Here is a 17338-nt window from a genome sequence, read left to right as displayed (position 1 = left end):
ATCACGATTCAATAGCAAACTTATGAAGCAAATTGGCTCTGCTGCATTTGATAATAAAAGCCTTTAGCCTGCATGAGTTGAGCATGGTTTCCTTGCTCAACGATTTTCCCATCCACCATGACCAAAATAATATCAGCTGATTGGATGGTTGACAAACGGTGGGCAATAACAAAACTGGTACGACCTCTCATCAGTTTTTCAAATGCTTCTTGAATCAGCAATTCGGTTCGCGTATCGATAGAAGATGTCGCCTCATCTAAAATCAGGATAGAGGGGATTTTGACAAAGATACGCGCAATGGCTAACAATTGCCGCTGGCCTTGTGATAATGAGTCACCAGCATCTGCCAAATAGGTATCATATCCATGTGGTAACTGTCGAATAAAGAAATCAGCATTGGCTGCTTTAGCTGCTTCTATGACCAATTCTCTTGTGGCATTAGGATAGCCATAGGCAATATTGTCATGGATAGTGGCTGATTTGAGCCAAGTTTCCTGCAAAACCATGCCAATGAGTTTTCTCAGCGAATCTCGACTGTAAGCTGTAATAGGCTGATCATCCAGTAAAATTTCTCCTTTATTGACAGGATAAAATCGCATAATCAAATTAATCAGCGTTGATTTTCCCGCACCTGTTGGACCAACGATGGCTACTTTCGAACCAGCTGGAACAGATAAATTGAGATCTTGAATCAGAGGTTTATCAGCTTGATAGGAAAAAGAAACATTCTTAAAATCAATTTTTCCAAGAACTTCTTCTGCCCTAAATGCTTCCAAACTTTCTTCGTAAATACTATCCTGATCCGAAATAGCGAAAAGTCTATCTGCACAGGCGATGGCACTCTGCAACTCAGACATTACCGAGGAGATATCATTAAAGGGTTTTGAATATTGACTAGCATAGTTGAGAAAAGTCGTTAGACTTCCAACCGTAAAAGTTCCTTGCATAATGCGAAGTGCTCCTAAGCCAGCCAAAAGCGCATAAATCAAGGCATTTATGAAGCGTGTTGTTGGATTAACAGTCGATGAAGCAAAAATAGCTGCTTGCGAATACCTGGCATAGTCACCGTTAACTGTCTTGAAATGATTTGCAAATTGATCTTGTGCATTGAAAGCCTGAACCAAGCCCAGCTGGCTGATACTTTCTTCCAATAAGGAAACTTGCTCTCCTCTAGCTTGGGTCTGTTCACGATAATAATGGTAAGACTTCTTGGCAATAAAACGAGCCAAAAATAGAGAAAGAGGAGTCAAGGAGACTACAAGCAACATCATGATCATATCCAAGTTTGCCATAGTAAACATCATGAAGAAGATGGTTAGAACCCCCAAGAAGAATTGATTGAAAACCATCAACAAACCATTGATTAATTGCTCCGAATCACTGGATATTCTGGCAACTAAGTCACCCAAAGATTGCCTATCTAAATACCCCAAGGGTAAATGATGAATCTTCTCAAAAATTCCTTGGCGTAATTCAGATACCATTTTATAGACCATTCGATTAGCTAGAATAGGCGATAACCACTGCAAGAGGGTATTGGCAAAGACGATAATGGCCATCTGTAGGAGTATCAACAAGAGATTAGAAGTCCTTCCCCCTTCCAGCCCAAAATCAACGGCTCTACCGATCAAAATTGGAAGATAGACTGTTAAAAATACTTGCAGAAAAATTATAATGATAAAAACAGTAATAAACCAGGGTTGCTGGATAGATAATAAAAATAATTTTTTGAAGGTGCCACTTCTTTTTTCTTTTGACTTCATGATGACACCTCCTGACTAGCTTGAGATTCTGCAATTTCTTGGTAGACAGAACAGGTCTCTAGTAAGTAATCATGACTCCCTAGACCAAACTGATGACCTTTATCTAGGACTAAAATCTGGTCAGCAAATTTAAGACTATTAGTGCGCTGAGAAATCATAATCAAGGTTTTGTCTGTCAATTGAGTCTGAATGGCATCTAAAAGTCTTCTTTCTGTCAAATAGTCCAAAGCAGATGTTGCATCATCCAAAATTAAAATTGGTCCAGGTTGTAAGAGGGCTCTAGCAATAGTTAAACGTTGGCGCTGTCCACCCGAAAAGTTACGTCCCATAGCTTCGACCGAACTCTCCAAACCATCCTTAGCCTCAAGAAAATCCTTGGCCTGGGCGATTTCTAAGGCCTGCCAGATCTCCTCGTCAGAAATCTCTTCTAGACCAAGACAAAGGTTAGAACGAACATTCCCTTTAAAAAGCTGAGCGTTTTGAGATACAAGACAGAATTGATTTCGCCATTCTTTGAGATTTCTTGGAGATTTACCATCTATAAAAACAGTCAGTTCTCCTGATTCTAAAGGATAAAATTTTAAAAAGAGATCAACCAAAGTTGTTTTTCCAGCTCCAGTACCACCAATAATTCCAAAAAAATCTCCTTTTTGAATAGAAAAATTCAATCCTGACAGGGCATTTTCCGCTGCATTCGGATAAGTAAAATCTAAATGTGCAACTTGAATGATATCAGACTTATGGTTTGCAGTTTTACTTGGTAATTCTGCATCAAGGTCCTCCGATTCCTGATTGAAAATTTCTTGAACACGCTTAGACGAGATAAAGGTCTGATTCATAGACATAGAAACCATGACCATCTTAACCAATTCAGCTAAAATCTGGAGAAGATAATTGATAAGAGCAATAAGCTGACCTTGTTCCAATAAACTTGAGCCAATCGCTATCTTTCCCTTATAAATCAAGAAGATTAAACTCAGATTAACAACCAAATAGGTCAAAGGAGTTAGCGAAACAGACCACAAACCCGCCTTAATTTGTTGTTTCAGGTAGCTTTCATTTTTAATTTTAAAATTTTGGATTTCACGTTCTTTTTGTCCGAAAGCGCGAATGACACGGACACCTAAAACATTTTCTCGAAAAATAGAAACCAATTGATCCAGTATCTTCCTCATGGAATCATATAATCTTGCTGAGACAAGGGCAATAATCGATACAATAATCAATAGAATGATTATCATCATTAAAAAAATAAGAGAAAGTCTGGGACTGATAGAGAAAGACATGATAAGTGCGCCAAATACTACAATAGGCGCTCTTAAAAAAAGTCTGAGAAAAATATTAATACCGTTTTGAATCTGCAAACAGTCACTAGACAATCGAGTCAGTAAACTGGAAGTTGACAATCTATCCCTCTTTGATTTCGGTAAAGAGAGCACTTTTTGATACAAATCTTGTGTCAAATCGCGAGTAAAACCTACTGCTGCCTTTGCCGAATAGTATTGAGCAGTGAGGGATACTAGACAACCAATCAAAGCAAGTCCAACCAATAATAAAACCATAGCAACCAAGTCTCCTTGATTGCCATGAGGAATGATTGAGTCAACGATAAAAGCGATGACTAAGGGGACAATTAGTTCAAAAATCGCTTCTAATAGTTTAAAAAACGGCCCTAGAATAGATTCTTTGAAATAGTCCCGAAAATAAGGAAAAAGCGAAGTCATCTTTACAAAGCATCCACTGCCTGAGCTGCAGTAATGATTCCTAGTTTGTAAACATCTTCAGAACTGCAACCACGAGAAAGGTCGTTAACCGGTTTGTTTAAACCTTGAAGGACTGGACCAACAGCTTCGTAACCACCCAAGCGCTCTGCAATCTTGTAAGCAATGTTCCCTGCTTCAATAGCTGGGAATACTAAGACATTAGCTTGTCCAGCTACCTTACTATCTGGTGCCTTCAGACGAGCAGTATTTGGCTCGATAGCCGCATCCATCTGCAACTCACCGTCAATCAAAAGATCTGGGCGTGCTTCTTGAGCAAGGCGTGTAGCTTCTACTACTTTATCAACATGTGGACCTGCACCTGAACCTTTCGTTGAGTAAGAAATCATTGCAATTTTTGGATCAATACCAAAGGTTTGAGCAGTTGCTGCAGACTGAATTGCAATTTCTGCCAACGCTTCTGCATCAGGATCGATGTTGATGGCACAGTCCCCAAAGATATATTTATGATCATCTTTTACCATCAAGAAAACACCCGAAGTCCGTTTCACACCTGGTTTTGTTTTAATGATTTGAAGAGCTGGACGAACAGTATCAGCGGTTGAGTGGATTGCTCCAGAAACCATACCTTCTGCCAAACCAAGTTGAACCAACATAACCCCAAAATAGTTGACGTTACGCAAGATTTCATCAGCTTGAGCCTCATCAACCTTACCTTTACGAAGAGCGACAAACTCCTGTTTCATATTGTCGAAGTTCGCATAGTTATTTGGGTCGATTACCGTAATTCCTGGGTCTGAAAAACCAAATTCTGTCAAAAGGTTATAAACCTTACCTGGTTCTCCCAAAATAATTGGCTCAGCCAAACCTTCAAATTTTAAACGAGCCGCAGCACGTACAACACGCTCGTCTGTTCCTTCTGGGAAGACAATACGGAGTTTTTTTCCTACAATTTTTTGTTTCATTTCACCGAATAAGCTACGAATTTCCATTATAAATCTCCTTTTTTTATTAAATTTTTTATTACAGCTTGAAAATCAGCTGGTAATGGACTAGTTAAGTTGAGTCGCTCCCCCAAAAAGGGATTGACAAATGATAAATTTTGGCAGTGGAGAGCTTGTCGCTCTATTCCATAATCTAAACTGCCCCCATACAAATCGTCTCCCAAAAGAGGAAAGCCGATATGAGAAAAATGTACTCGAATCTGATGGGTTCGGCCTGTATGAAGCTGGATATCCACCAAATGAATATTCCCCCAAGACTGAATAAGTTCATAAGAGGTGTGGGCGTACTTGCCTTTCTTAGTCACAATCCGCGTAATAATCGAATCCTCAGGACGACCAATTGGAGCAATAATATCACCCGATGGAGCAAGGTGCCCTGAACCATGAACCAAAGCATAGTACCGCTTCTGAATGGTCTTGGCTTGGAGTTGCTTATCCAATCGAGCATGTGCGTAACCGTGTTTAGCAAAAAGCATGAGACCAGATGTATCACGATCCAGACGAGTAACAATGTGAACCTGCTTATTTTCATAATCTTGCTTCAGGTAATAGCCTTTAACAAAATTTGCTATTGTTGAAGAATGGATAGCACTTGGAATAGAGGCAAAGCCAACCGGCTTGTTAATCACCAAGAAATGCTCATCTTCAAAAACAATATCTAAGGGATGTTCAACAGCAGCCAATTTCCCTGTTTCATCTACTTCACTGGGAATATCAATGACAAGGTGGTCTCCAATATCCAAGAGATAAATAGCATTCTGCGGAACACCATTGACCAAGATACCTCCACCTTTAAATTTTATTTTCGCAAGGAGGGTCTTTGAGATTTCATGTTTTTTTAGAAAGGTTTTGACCTTAACATGCTGATCTGCGATAAACTCAAATCGCATTACTCCACCTCTCCGATAAAGGCATCCTTGACGCGATTCCAAAAACTGGTATGACTTGGCGAAGCGAGGAAGTTTATCTTGCTACTATCAAGCTGGTATTCTATACGATCGATATTATCATAAACAAAAGTCCGATTATCTACCGAGATAGAATAACGGTCGTCGTGTTTGGGTTCAATCACAATCTTGTCCTTCTTGGGAACAACGATTGAAGAACCTAAAGTACGGTAAACACGGTTATTAAGACTAGCTACTTCCGCAATTTGTAACGCTTCAATAGTCGGATGCAAAACTGCTCCCCCCAAGGACTTATTATAAGCGGTTGAGCCAGTTGGTGTTGAAACCGAAATCCCATCGCCACGGAAGCGTTCGAAAGGGACATGATTAATGTGAATATCTGCCACCATAGTTCTGGATAGGCGCTTGATAGTAACCTCATTGAGAGCACGGGCAGTCACTTGTCTACCGTCCATCATCTTAACCTTGATATTTAGGATGGGATAAGAGACTTTGGCTCCCTTATCCAACTTCAAATTTTCGATTAATTTGTCCACTTCAAAATCACGGTAATCGGTGTAAAAACCTAAATGTCCTGTATGAATACCGACAAAGCGGACATGATCCAATATGGACTCATACTTATGAAAGGCTGACAGCAACATCCCATCCCCTCCTATGGAAATCACAACGTCGGGATTTTTAGGAGTTAGGATAAAATTGGCCTCTTTCAGCTTGCTCCACAATTCTTTTGACACTGCTTCACTCTTTGGATTGCGACTACTGAGCAATGCGATTTTTTTTCTATCTGTAATCTTCATCTGTATCATCGCTATTTCCAACGCCATCATTCAATTTGCGATTGGCTGGATCAAATAGAGCCTGTGCTTCTTGAATATCGTCGCGGATTTTTCGCATCTCCTCATCTAGCTGGTAAGCAATTTTTGCGGTAATTTCCAAGCGCTTCTTAATCTCTTCAGGAAAATTCCCCTTGTATTTGTAGTTGAGGGAATGCTCAATGGTTGCCCAAAAGTTCATTGATAACGTTCGAATCTGTATCTCAGCCAGAACTGTTTGATTCCCTTTAATTGTATCAACAGGGTACTCGACAACAACATGATAAGACCGATAGCCAGAAGCTTTCATATACTTGATGTAATCCCGTTCCTGAACAACCCGCATATCTTTGCGTTTCCGAATAGTCTCTAGAACCTCTTCAACGTCATCCACAAACTGGACCATGATCCGGATACCCGCAATGTCTTGCATATCCTGTGCCAAGTTCTCCAACTTGATATGACGTAAGGCCATTTTCTCGCATATCGATTCAATCGGTTTGACACGGCCAGTCACAAATTCGATTGGAGAATGTTGGTTTGCTTTTCGATACTGCTTTCGGACTCCCCGAAATTTGATTTTTAATTCTCCAACAGTTTGGATATAGGGGTCTAAGAATTCTTCCCAATTCATCTCCATTCAATCTCCCCTTTCTAATCAATTTTACTATTTTTAAAATAATTTTATTGTCAATTTCTTGTCAAAAACTATTTTTTTTTATAGAATAGCACAAAGATTATTATACCATATGAAAGGTTTTTACTCTAGTAAAAATGAACCAATTAGAAATCGAATACAAAACTCTCCTCAATAAGGCAGAGTATCTCCGATTGCTTGATACCTTTGATGGAATTGAGCCTCTGATACAGACCAATTATTACATTGATACGCCAAACTGGGATTTAAAAAAAGAACGGTTTTCTTTGCGTATCCGACTTTTACCGGATTCGGGAGAGTTGACCCTCAAATGCCCTCAAGACATCGGAAATATGGAATATAACCAGTTTTTCTCTTTAGAAGAAAGTCAAGCTCTACTAAATAACTTTCAACTTCCAGCGGGACATATCCGAGATTTGATTTGTGAAAAAGATGTTGCCATATCAGATTTAGCAATTTGGGGACACTTGACCACTAAACGCTTCGAAAAAGAAGTATCTTTCGGCCTTATGGCTCTCGATGAAAATGACTACAATGGACAAAAAGATTATGAATTAGAAGTCGAAGTTCAGGATGCCGAAGAAGGGAAAATTTCTTTTGATTTTTTCCTTAAAAAACATTCCATTAAATTCAAATACGCTAGCAGTAAAGTTGCCAGAACTGCAGCATCCCATCAATCAGCCAAATAAGAGCTGATTTTTTGCCTTGTTTGCTGAAAAAATATCATTTTTTTGGTAGAATATTACTAGTCAATAAAATATTCAACTAGCTTTTCAGGAAACTCTCCAGAACAAGCCCTACCTCTATGTACAAAAGGAGTCAATTAGAAATGGTGCAACCATACTCTGACAAACAAATTAAACTTTTTTCTTTAAATGGAAATCATGCTATTGCTGAAAAAATCTCTAAAGCAGCTGGAATTCCTCTAGGAAAAGTTTCATCCCGTCAATTCTCTGATGGTGAAATTCAAATCAATATTGAAGAAAGTGTCCGTGGAGTCGATGTCTACATCATCCAATCGACTAGTTTCCCAGTTAATGATCACCTATGGGAACTCCTCATTATGGTAGATGCATGTGTCCGTGCTAGTGCGAACTCAGTGACTGTAGTTATGCCATATTTCGGCTATGCTCGTCAAGACCGCACTGCTGCCCCTCGTGAACCAATTACGGCTAAATTGGTTGCCAATATGTTAGTGAAAGCTGGAGTTTCTCGAGTTGTGACACTTGATTTACATGCTGTTCAGGTTCAAGGATTCTTTGATATTCCAGTAGACAATCTCTTCACAGTTCCTCTTTTTGCTGAATACTATGCTAAAAAGGGACTTTGCGGTGAGAATGTGGTCATCGTCAGTCCGAAAAACTCTGGTATCAAGCGAGCACGTGGCTTAGCTGAATCACTCAACACACCAATTGCTATTATTGACTATGCACAGGATGATTCCGAACGATCAGAAGGTTATATTATCGGTGATGTTACTGGTAAAAAAGCCATCTTGATTGATGATATGTTAAACACAGGTCGGACTTTCTCAGAAGCAGCTAAAATTGTCAAAAAGAATGGTGCAACTGAGATCTATGCTGTTGCCAGTCATGGCCTCTTTGCAGGCATTGCTGCTGATTTGTTGGATGCAGTCCCAATCAAGGAAATCTTAGTCACTGATTCGGTCGCAAGCAAAGAAAGATTGCCTAAAAATATTACATTTGTATCTGCCAGTGAGTTGATTGCTGATGCGATTATCCGTATTCATGAACGCCGTCCGGTCAGTCCGCTCTTTGATGCAACTGTTGACCTGGATATCAAATAGGAGGCCTTATCTTGATTTATCTTGATAATGCAGCAACCACCGCCCTTTCAAAAAAAGCTCTTGAGAAACTGATTACTGTTTCTCAAGAAGTCTTTGGTAATCCATCAAGTATCCATTCATTTGGACGAAAAGCTAATCTGATTCTTCGCCAGGCCCGTCAAGAGATCGCTCAAGTTCTTCAAGTTCCCACAGATACCATCATCTTCACATCAGGTGGATCTGAAGCAGATAACTTAGCCATCAAAGGCTATGCCCTAGCTAATCAAAAGCGAGGAAAGCACCTAATTACCACTGCTATTGAACATCACGCCGTTCTTCATACCATGCAATACTTAGAAGAACGATTTGGATTTGACGTCACTTATCTTCAACCTATTGATCAGCAAATTACTGCTGAACAGGTAAAGGATGCTCTTCGAGAAGATACAATTCTTGTCAGTGTCATGTACGCCAATAATGAAACAGGCAACTTACTTCCTGTTCAAGAAATTGGGCAACTGTTGAAAGATCATCCTGCTGTTTTTCATGTAGATGCTGTCCAAGTAGCTGGCAAAGTCCCTCTCTATCCAGAAGATATGAATATTGACTTTTTGGCAGCTTCTGCTCATAAATTTCATGGACCTAAAGGAGTCGGTTTTCTATACAGTAAACAAGCAAGTTTTGACTCCCTTATCCATGGAGGAAAACAAGAAAGGCACCATCGAGCTGGCACAGAAAATCTTCCCGCCATCGCAGCAATGGCTACTGCCTTAGTTGAACAATTTAAATTTAAGACTCCCCATTTAGAACATGTTATTGGGCTTAGAAAGCAGTTTTTTGAGCAAATGGCCGGCATAGACTATTACCTCAACCAAGATGAAAATGCTCTAGCCCACATCATCAACATTGGTTTTCCAAATCAACTCAATGAACAATTATTGATGCAACTTGATTTGGCTGGCATTGCAGTATCCAGTGGGTCGGCCTGTACAGCAGGTGTCATTCAGAATAGCCATGTCTTAGAGGCTTTCTACGGAAAAAGGTCCCCTCGACTCAAAGAGTCTATTCGTATCAGCTTCTCAGAAACAAATACGAGTGAAGAAGTTACTAAACTCACGACCATATTAAAAGAAATTATTGGAGGTACCGCTACATGGCATTTGAAACAACAGTAGCACTTAAAGATTGCCGCTACTCTTATCAAATCAATCCATCCGTAAAAAAATTTACCCTACGTGACAATACTTTTGAAATGACTAAGTCAGGTAATTACCAACTTAGCCGAATTTTAGAAGAAGTCCCAAATTCTAACCAAGGTTTTTTGTTGAAAATTATTATCAACAGTGACCTCGATTCTTTCAAGATTAATATCACTGATCAATCTGGTTTACGCCTTGTGAATATTTTTAAAACAGATGGAAATAAGGTCATTCAAGAGAAGTTCTACTTCCTTATGGATAGCTTAGTTGACCGTGAAATTTTCACAAAAAAAGAAAAATAAATAGTTGATGCTATTCGTAAGAATTCCTATAAAACAAAGAAAAAACAAGGATCTTCCTTGTTTTTTTATATTTATCAAGCTTATTCTGTTGATTTTTTCACAAAGATAGAATACAATAGATTAAAGTAAATTTTTGCCTAAAGAAATGGAGAAAAGATTGTGAAAAACGATAAGAATGTAGCGATTCCACGTGCAACCGCTAAACGCCTTTCACTTTACTACCGTATTTTTAAACGTTTTAATCGTGAGAACATTGAAAAAGCCAGTTCCAAAGAAATTGCAGAGGCAATTGGGATCGATTCTGCTACTGTTCGTCGTGATTTCTCATACTTCGGTGAACTGGGACGACGTGGTTTTGGCTACGATGTCAAAAAACTGATGGACTTCTTTGCAGAAATCCTCAATGACAATTCCATTACAAATGTGATGCTGGTCGGAGTCGGAAATATGGGACGTGCCCTCCTTCACTACCGCTTCCACGAACGTAATAAAATGAAAATTGTCATGGCTTTTGAAGCAGATGACAACCCAGCCGTTGGGACTGTTGATCAAAATGTCCCAATTCATCCGATCTCTCAAATCGAAGAGAAAATCAAAGAAGCCAATGCACAGACAGCTATTTTAACTGTACCAAGTAGTGCTGCACAAAGTGTTGCGGATTCCTTGGTTAAGGCTGGTGTTAAAGGTATTCTCAGCTTCTCCCCAGTTAACCTCAGTGTTCCAAAAGATGTGGTTGTCCAATATGTTGATTTAACTAGTGAACTGCAAACCCTACTCTATTTTATGCGTAAAGGTTAGAAAAGTTCGCTTTCCTCACGAAAACTATAATAAGCAGATTGTCCAACAATTAAATGATCCAATAAGACGAGTCCTAGTGTTTCACAGGACTCTTTTAGTTTCTCCGTGAAAGCAATATCGTTACGACTAGGGTCAATGGAGCCTGATGGATGATTATGAACGATGATAATAGAGGTCGCCATGCATTTAACCGCATAATGTAATATTTCTCTGGGTTCTGCAATGCTACGATTGACAGAACCGATAAAAATAGTTTTTTGGGAAATAATCCGATTTTGAGTATCCAAATATAGGGCAACTAGATGTTCCTGCTTCTCTTGGCCAATGTCTGCCATCATTTTACGACCTAGTCGCTCACTTCCCAAGACACGCTCTTCTAAAAGTAATTCTGATTGATGGACTCGTTTGCCTAGTTCAATCATTGCCTTTATTTCAATCGCCTTAACACGACCAATTCCTGTCAAACTCTGCAACTCTTCAATTGATAACTCTCTCAAAGATGCCAGACTATCCAGTTTTTGCAATAGATGCTGAGAAAGTACTGTTACTGGTTCATTCTTGGTTCCAGTTCGGATTAGAATAGCCAATAGTTCCTGATTGCTCAGTTTTTCAGCCCCCACTGCTAGTAGACGTTCGCGTGGTAAAAGGGCCTCTTCTTTAAATTGTATAGTGTACATAGAATATCCTCCTACTAGATATATTCGCAAAAAGGAACTATGATAAAAAAATTTTGAAAGGGAATAGACAGATTATCTAGTATGAAGCCTTGTATCTAAAAATTTATAAAAAGTAATACTCTTTGAAAATCAACATTAGATTTTGTTAAAATTCCTCGCCTACCTTTTGGTATGCCTGCGTCACTTTACCTCATCTATTTTTGATTTTCTTTGAGTATAAGTTTATTAGAATCATTCCCCTTTTTCTTGAACTTAGATTTATCAAGGTTTAAGGATCACCTAAAAAGAAAAATCGCCACGGTCTGTAGCGATTTTTCCCTTTATGAGCCATCATTCAACGTCAAAGCGTTATAATAGTAGTGCAACTATAGCTATTAGCGAGGTCTCACATGAAAATTATAACACAACTCAACCTCTTTGAGGACCATGAAATGGGCGATCTAGAAAAAATTTTGACTGTTCTGGATGGTTTGCCAGAAACCAACCTCTTCCAGTGTCTGGAAGAAAGACGTCGTCATGGACGTCGAGATTACAGTGTTCAATCTTACTTCATCGCCTACGTGTCTAAATTTATTTTACAGCTGGAAACCGACCAACAATTGATACGGCATCTGAATATGAATAGTCAGCTTCGACAAATATGTGGATTTGAAACGCACGGTGTCAAATTAAAGAACGGAACAAGGAAACGGGTTCACGCTCCCTCCAAATCCATTACAATCCAACTTGGAATTACTTTAAAGAACTCATCAAGGAAGAATTACATAGCGAAGAAGGCTCTCGAATCTATGCCAAACGGAAAATCGATGTTGAACCCGTTTTTGGCCGATTAAAGAGTGTTTTTGGCGTGCGCAGGGTTCATGTCAGAGGCAATCGAGCCGTCCAAACGGAGGTTGGATTCCTCTTCATGAGTATGAATCTCACGAAATTGGCCAAGAATCTAGCCTCTAAAACTTCACATACTCAAAAACCACACAGTGATTTTTTCATCTTGATTGTTTTCAAGACAGAAATCACCGTGTGGTTTTATTTGAAGCTACTTTTTGCCCAGCCTCTTGTAAAGTTGTCATAGCTTTGTAGCACTTAAAAAAACCTACTGAATCAAAGAAAATACTTAGTTTTCTAAATCGATTTTTAACTCTACACTCAAAAAGTCTAAGAATAAATTTTCCTAGACTTTTACTTTTTTATAATTGAATTTGATTATAAGATTGTTCAAAATGCGCAAGAACATCTTCTGGAGCACCTTCAAATGGAATAGTCGATTCTAATTCACCAAAAACAATCGTCCGCATGGTGGCTTCGGCATCTTCACAGGTCACAAGTGTTATCTGGTTTTTACCAGGATAATCATCAATGACATCTACACGTTCCGGATTAAGAACTTCAACTTCTGTAATGACATATACATAGATATTCTCTTTATCCGTAACATAGATTTTCATCCCAGCTTTGGATTTCTCTAAAGGAGAAAATAGCGTTTCACTAGCTCCTGCTATACCAAAGACATGATGACTAGCTAAAGTATAATTGCCTTGACCCATGACTTGATCTTCCTTCATTGTACCCGCACCATACATGAGAGCTACATTTGACAATCCCTTAAAGATTGGCAAGTTAACACCAAGATCAGGAATGGCAATACCTCCAATAACTGGTAGTTGCTGAGCTTCCCATTGTGACTTTAAAACCGCTTCAGTCGAAATAGACTCGACCTGACCAAAATCAAAGGTTGTATCTACTTTTTTATTTTTTTCAATATCCTCTTTAGAAACATTGCTAATCTGGTACATATTTGAGTACCAAGCTATAATCATATTTCGGATTGATGTATTGAAAATCAATGCAAGAGAAATGACTATTAGCAGAAAAAACAAAAGGTTTCTAAAAATATGTCTCTTTTTTTTCTTAGGTTCTCTGTCTCTTTTCATAAAAATTACTCTGGAATGCTCACTTCTCCTTCTTCTTTCTCTTCTTCAGCTGCAACGAGGGCAAATGTTACAATTTTTGCCTCATCGTCCAAACGCATGACTTTGACACCCATGGTTGAACGTCCGGTTTGAGAAATATTTGAAACGTTAGTACGAATAACGACACCTGTATCCGTCATGACCATCATATCCTCATCACCTGACACTGTTACAAGACCTGCCAGCTGGCCATTCTTAGCTGCGACATTAAGGGTTTTGATTCCCTTACCACCACGGCCTTTCGTCGGATATTCAGAAGCCGATGTACGCTTACCAAACCCTTTTTCTGTCAAAACAAGGACTTCTTGGTCATCCGAAATAACTGTTGCACCAACAACACAGTCACCATCTCGAAGATTGACACCCCGCACACCTGTCGCAGTACGGCCCATATTTCGAACTACAGATTCCTTGAAGCGAACAGAGTAACCAAACTTGGTCCCCATGATAATATCCGATTCGCCATCTGTCAGGAAGACTGCAATCAGTTCATCCTCCTCTTTAAGATTAAGTGCCTTGAGACCGTTCTGGCGAATATTGCCAAACTCAGCTACACCAGTTCGCTTCACGACTCCTTGTCTTGTCGCAAAGAAGAGATAGTGTTGGTCATTTTTCTCACGGCCTACATTGATGATAGTTTGCACAAACTCATTGTCTTCCAGTTTGAGGAGGTTTACAATTGGCAAACCTTTTGCTGTACGGCCATATTCTGGAATTTCATAGGCTTTAAGTCGATAGACGCGCCCCTTATTAGTAAAGAAGAGGAGGCGGTCATGGGTTGAGGAAGACACCAAGTCTTTAACAAAATCGTCGTCCTTGACTCCTGTACCTTGAACACCACGTCCACCACGTTTTTGAGCACGGAACTCATCCTGTTCCAAACGTTTGATATATCCTTTGTTTGATAGCGTGATAAGAACATCTGATTCTTCAATCAAGTCTTCATCTTCAAGTGACAGCACTTCACCCACCATGAGTTCAGTACGACGTTTATCAGCATACTTGCGTTTTACTTCTGCCAATTCATCTTTCACAATTTGTACAACTCGTTCTGGCTTAGCCAAGATATCGGTTAGATCAGCAATCAAGGCAAGCAGTTCATCGTATTCCGATTGAATCTTGTCACGTTCCAAGCCAGTCAGACGACGCAGACGCATATCCAGGATAGCCTGACTTTGGCGCTCACTGAGTTCAAATTTGCGCATCAATTCTGCCTGGGCAATGGCGTCTGTCTCGGAATCACGAATTGTCTTGATGACCTCATCAATATGATCAAGAGCAATCAACAAACCTTCCAAGATGTGGGCTCTGCTCTCAGCTTTTTCTTTGTCAAACTGAGTCCGTCGAACCACCACTTCTTTTTGGTGTTCGATATAGGCTGACAAGATTTCTTTGACAGAAAGAATCTTGGGAACTCCTCCTTGAATCGCCAACATATTGAAACTAAAGTTTGATTGCAACTGGGTCAACTTGAAGAGATTATTTAAAATAACACTTGCCGATGCATCACGACGAACTTCAATAACAAAGCGGACACCTTCTCGGTTAGATTCATCACGAACAGCCGTAATGCCTTCAATGCGTTTCTCTTGGGCTAATCGAACGATATGATCATGTACTTTAGACTTGTTGACCATATATGGGAATTCAGTAACCACGATGCGTTCACGGCCATTCCCAAATTCTTCGATTTCTGTACGAGAGCGGAGAACAATGGAGCCTTTCCCAGTTTCATAAGCTCGATGGATGCCTGATTTCCCCATCACCAGAGCACCAGTTGGAAAATCTGGACCAGGCAATACTTCCATGATATCACGAGTAGTGACTTCAGGATTGTCCATGATTAAATTGACAGCATCAATGGTTTCTCCTAGATTGTGGGGAGGAATGTTTGTTGCCATACCGACAGCGATACCAGTTGTACCATTCACCAAAAGGTTAGGAAAACGAGCTGGTAACACTTCCGGCTCACGCTCACTAGCATCATAGTTATCAGCGAAATCAACCGTATTTTTGTTAATGTCACGCAACATTTCCAGTGCAATCTTGCTCATACGTGCTTCCGTATAACGCTGTGCAGCGGCACCATCCCCATCCATGGAACCAAAGTTTCCATGTCCATCAATGAGCATATGGCGGTAAGACCACCATTGAGCCATCCGAACCATGGCTTCATAAATAGCACTATCACCATGAGGATGATATTTACCCATAACATCACCGGTAATACGGGCAGACTTTTTATGAGCTTTGTCGGGCGTGATACCCAATTCATTCATACCGTACAAAATACGACGATGTACGGGCTTAAGACCATCTCGGACATCCGGAAGAGCCCGCGAGACAATAACACTCATGGCATAGTCAATGAAACTGGTTTTCATTTCAGTGGCTAAATTAATATCGACTAAGTTCTTATCTTGCACTTAACATGCCTCTTTCTTCTTCAAAATACTATTACTAGTATACCATAAAATGGCTAAATCATGCCGATTTTACTACATCTTAGCTTCCAATGTAAACATTTTCAAAGACTCGCCTTTACTTGAGAATGTCTTTAAAAAGTGCTACAATACTATATGGTTGGGACTAGTCCCAGAATAAATCTAAGGAGATGTTTAGCAATGACTGCAACAAAACAACACAAAAAAGTAATCCTTGTCGGTGATGGTGCCGTAGGTTCAGCTTACGCTTACGCCCTGGTCAACCAAGGTATTGGTCAAGAATTGGGTATCATTGATATCAATAAGGATCGCACTCAAGGTGATGCAGAAGATTTGAGCCATGCTCTAGCCTTTACTTCACCAAAGAAAATCTACTCTGCTAACTACTCAGATGCTCACGACGCTGATCTTGTTGTCTTGACTGCTGGCTTGCCACAAAAACCAGGTGAAACTCGCCTTGAATTGGTTGAAAAGAACCTTCGTATTAATCAACAAATTGTTACAGAAATCGTTTCTTCAGGTTTCGATGGTATCTTCCTAGTTGCTGCTAACCCTGTTGATATCTTGACCTACTCTACTTGGAAATTCTCAGGCTTCCCTAAAGAACGTGTCATCGGTTCTGGTACATCACTGGACACTGCTCGCTTCCGTCAAGCTTTGGCCGATAAGATTGGTATTGACGCTCGTTCTGTCCATGCTTATATCATGGGTGAACACGGTGATTCAGAATTTGCTGTGTGGTCACATGCCAACGTTGCTGGTGTTAAATTAGAGCAATGGTTGCAAGACAACCGTGATGTTGATGCACAAGGCCTTGTTGACCTTTTCATCTCTGTTCGTGATGCTGCTTACTCTATCATCAACAAGAAAGGTGCGACATACTACGGTATCGGTGTTGCGCTTGCTCGTATTACAAAAGCTATCTTTGACGATGAAAAGACTGTTCTCCCACTCTCCGTCTTCCAATACGGGCAGTACGAAGGTGTTGAAGATGTCTTTATCGGACAACCAGCTATCATCGGTGCACATGGTATCGTTCGTCCAGTAAATCTACCGCTCAACGATGCTGAATTGCAAAAGATGCAAGCTTCTGCTAAGCAATTAAAAGATATCATCGAAGATGCTTTTAAAAATCCAGAGATTGCTGCTGGTGTAAAACAATAATCGATCGAGTAGAGACTAATTCCTAGCCCCTCTCACACCACCGTGCGTGCCGTTCGGCACACGGCGGTTCAACTAACTTTTAACGCATGTCGTTCAAGATAATAATCTAGGCATGAAACCAGTCCACGT

At 39.9% G+C, this 17338-nt stretch carries 15 protein-coding genes and 2 pseudogenes; 8 read left to right on the top strand and 9 right to left on the bottom strand.

What is annotated here, in order from left to right:
* Positions 1-20: 20 nt before the first annotated feature.
* From BN1356_RS11640 to yjbM, 6 genes are read right to left on the bottom strand one after another with little or no spacing between them, the layout of a single operon-like run.
* Entirely contained in the window at positions 21-1763 is a 1743-nt protein-coding gene (locus BN1356_RS11640; protein WP_093651550.1) for an ABC transporter ATP-binding protein, read from the bottom strand.
* Positions 1760-3487: an ABC transporter ATP-binding protein gene (locus BN1356_RS11635; protein WP_093651549.1), complete on the bottom strand. Its 1728-nt coding sequence runs from the start codon at positions 3485-3487 to the stop codon at positions 1760-1762. The genes BN1356_RS11640 and BN1356_RS11635 overlap by 4 nt, the downstream gene beginning before the upstream one ends.
* Positions 3488-3489: 2 nt before the next feature.
* Positions 3490-4476 (bottom strand): phosphate acetyltransferase, encoded by a 987-nt coding sequence (gene pta, locus BN1356_RS11630; protein ID WP_093651548.1) that lies wholly within the window; start codon positions 4474-4476, stop codon positions 3490-3492.
* Positions 4476-5378 carry an RluA family pseudouridine synthase gene (locus tag BN1356_RS11625; protein WP_093651547.1) on the bottom strand — a complete coding sequence of 301 codons (903 nt, stop codon included), beginning with the start codon at positions 5376-5378 and terminating at the stop codon, positions 4476-4478. The genes pta and BN1356_RS11625 overlap by 1 nt, the downstream gene beginning before the upstream one ends.
* Entirely contained in the window at positions 5378-6196 is an 819-nt protein-coding gene (locus BN1356_RS11620; protein ID WP_093651581.1) for an NAD kinase, read from the bottom strand. Before BN1356_RS11620 ends, BN1356_RS11625 begins: the two co-directional genes overlap by 1 nt.
* A complete protein-coding gene (gene yjbM / locus BN1356_RS11615) occupies positions 6180-6851 on the bottom strand; it encodes a GTP diphosphokinase (protein WP_093651546.1) in 672 nt (223 codons plus the stop codon). The genes BN1356_RS11620 and yjbM overlap by 17 nt, the downstream gene beginning before the upstream one ends.
* Before the next feature lie 134 nt (positions 6852-6985).
* On the opposite strand from yjbM, the gene BN1356_RS11610 reads away from it, so the two are divergent.
* From BN1356_RS11610 to BN1356_RS11590, 5 genes are all read left to right on the top strand, one after another.
* Positions 6986-7558, top strand: coding sequence for a CYTH domain-containing protein (locus tag BN1356_RS11610; RefSeq protein ID WP_093651545.1), 573 nt, complete (start codon positions 6986-6988; stop codon positions 7556-7558).
* 140 nt (positions 7559-7698) lie between these two features.
* Positions 7699-8676, top strand: a complete 978-nt coding sequence (locus tag BN1356_RS11605) for a ribose-phosphate diphosphokinase (protein WP_093651544.1) — start codon at positions 7699-7701, stop codon at positions 8674-8676.
* An 11-nt stretch (positions 8677-8687) separates the two neighbouring features.
* The gene (locus tag BN1356_RS11600) at positions 8688-9830 is read left to right on the top strand and encodes a cysteine desulfurase family protein (RefSeq protein WP_093651543.1); all 1143 of its coding nucleotides are present in this window, start codon (positions 8688-8690) and stop codon (positions 9828-9830) included.
* On the top strand, positions 9809-10156 hold the full coding sequence (locus tag BN1356_RS11595) for a DUF1831 domain-containing protein (protein WP_093651542.1): 348 nt from the start codon (positions 9809-9811) through the stop codon (positions 10154-10156). Before BN1356_RS11600 ends, BN1356_RS11595 begins: the two co-directional genes overlap by 22 nt.
* Before the next feature lie 159 nt (positions 10157-10315).
* Positions 10316-10954: a redox-sensing transcriptional repressor Rex gene (locus BN1356_RS11590; RefSeq protein WP_093651541.1), complete on the top strand. Its 639-nt coding sequence runs from the start codon at positions 10316-10318 to the stop codon at positions 10952-10954.
* Here the strand turns inward: BN1356_RS11590 and radC are convergent.
* Positions 10951-11631 (bottom strand): RadC family protein, encoded by a 681-nt coding sequence (radC, locus tag BN1356_RS11585; protein ID WP_093651540.1) that lies wholly within the window; start codon positions 11629-11631, stop codon positions 10951-10953. The two genes, BN1356_RS11590 and radC, sit on opposite strands and share 4 nt — an antisense overlap.
* Before the next feature lie 389 nt (positions 11632-12020).
* Between radC and BN1356_RS13140 the strand changes: the two are divergent.
* Positions 12021-12275 (top strand): annotated as a pseudogene (locus BN1356_RS13140) (transposase); the annotation flags it as partial.
* A 59-nt stretch (positions 12276-12334) separates the two neighbouring features.
* Positions 12335-12711: pseudogene (locus BN1356_RS11575) on the top strand (transposase); the annotation flags it as partial.
* 107 nt (positions 12712-12818) lie between these two features.
* On the opposite strand, the gene BN1356_RS11570 reads toward BN1356_RS11575, so the two are convergent.
* Positions 12819-13562 carry a class A sortase gene (locus BN1356_RS11570; protein ID WP_093651539.1) on the bottom strand — a complete coding sequence of 248 codons (744 nt, stop codon included), beginning with the start codon at positions 13560-13562 and terminating at the stop codon, positions 12819-12821.
* A gap of 5 nt (positions 13563-13567) precedes the next feature.
* The gene (gene gyrA / locus BN1356_RS11565; protein WP_093651538.1) at positions 13568-16027 is read right to left on the bottom strand and encodes a DNA gyrase subunit A; all 2460 of its coding nucleotides are present in this window, start codon (positions 16025-16027) and stop codon (positions 13568-13570) included.
* 198 nt (positions 16028-16225) lie between these two features.
* Between gyrA and BN1356_RS11560 the strand changes: the two genes are divergently transcribed.
* Positions 16226-17209: an L-lactate dehydrogenase gene (locus BN1356_RS11560; protein ID WP_093651537.1), complete on the top strand. Its 984-nt coding sequence runs from the start codon at positions 16226-16228 to the stop codon at positions 17207-17209.
* The last annotated feature ends 129 nt before the right edge of the window (positions 17210-17338 follow it).

This window comes from Streptococcus varani (assembly GCF_001375655.1).
Lineage (GTDB): Bacteria > Bacillota > Bacilli > Lactobacillales > Streptococcaceae > Streptococcus > Streptococcus varani.
This window is presented reverse-complemented; position numbering and strand designations above follow the sequence as displayed.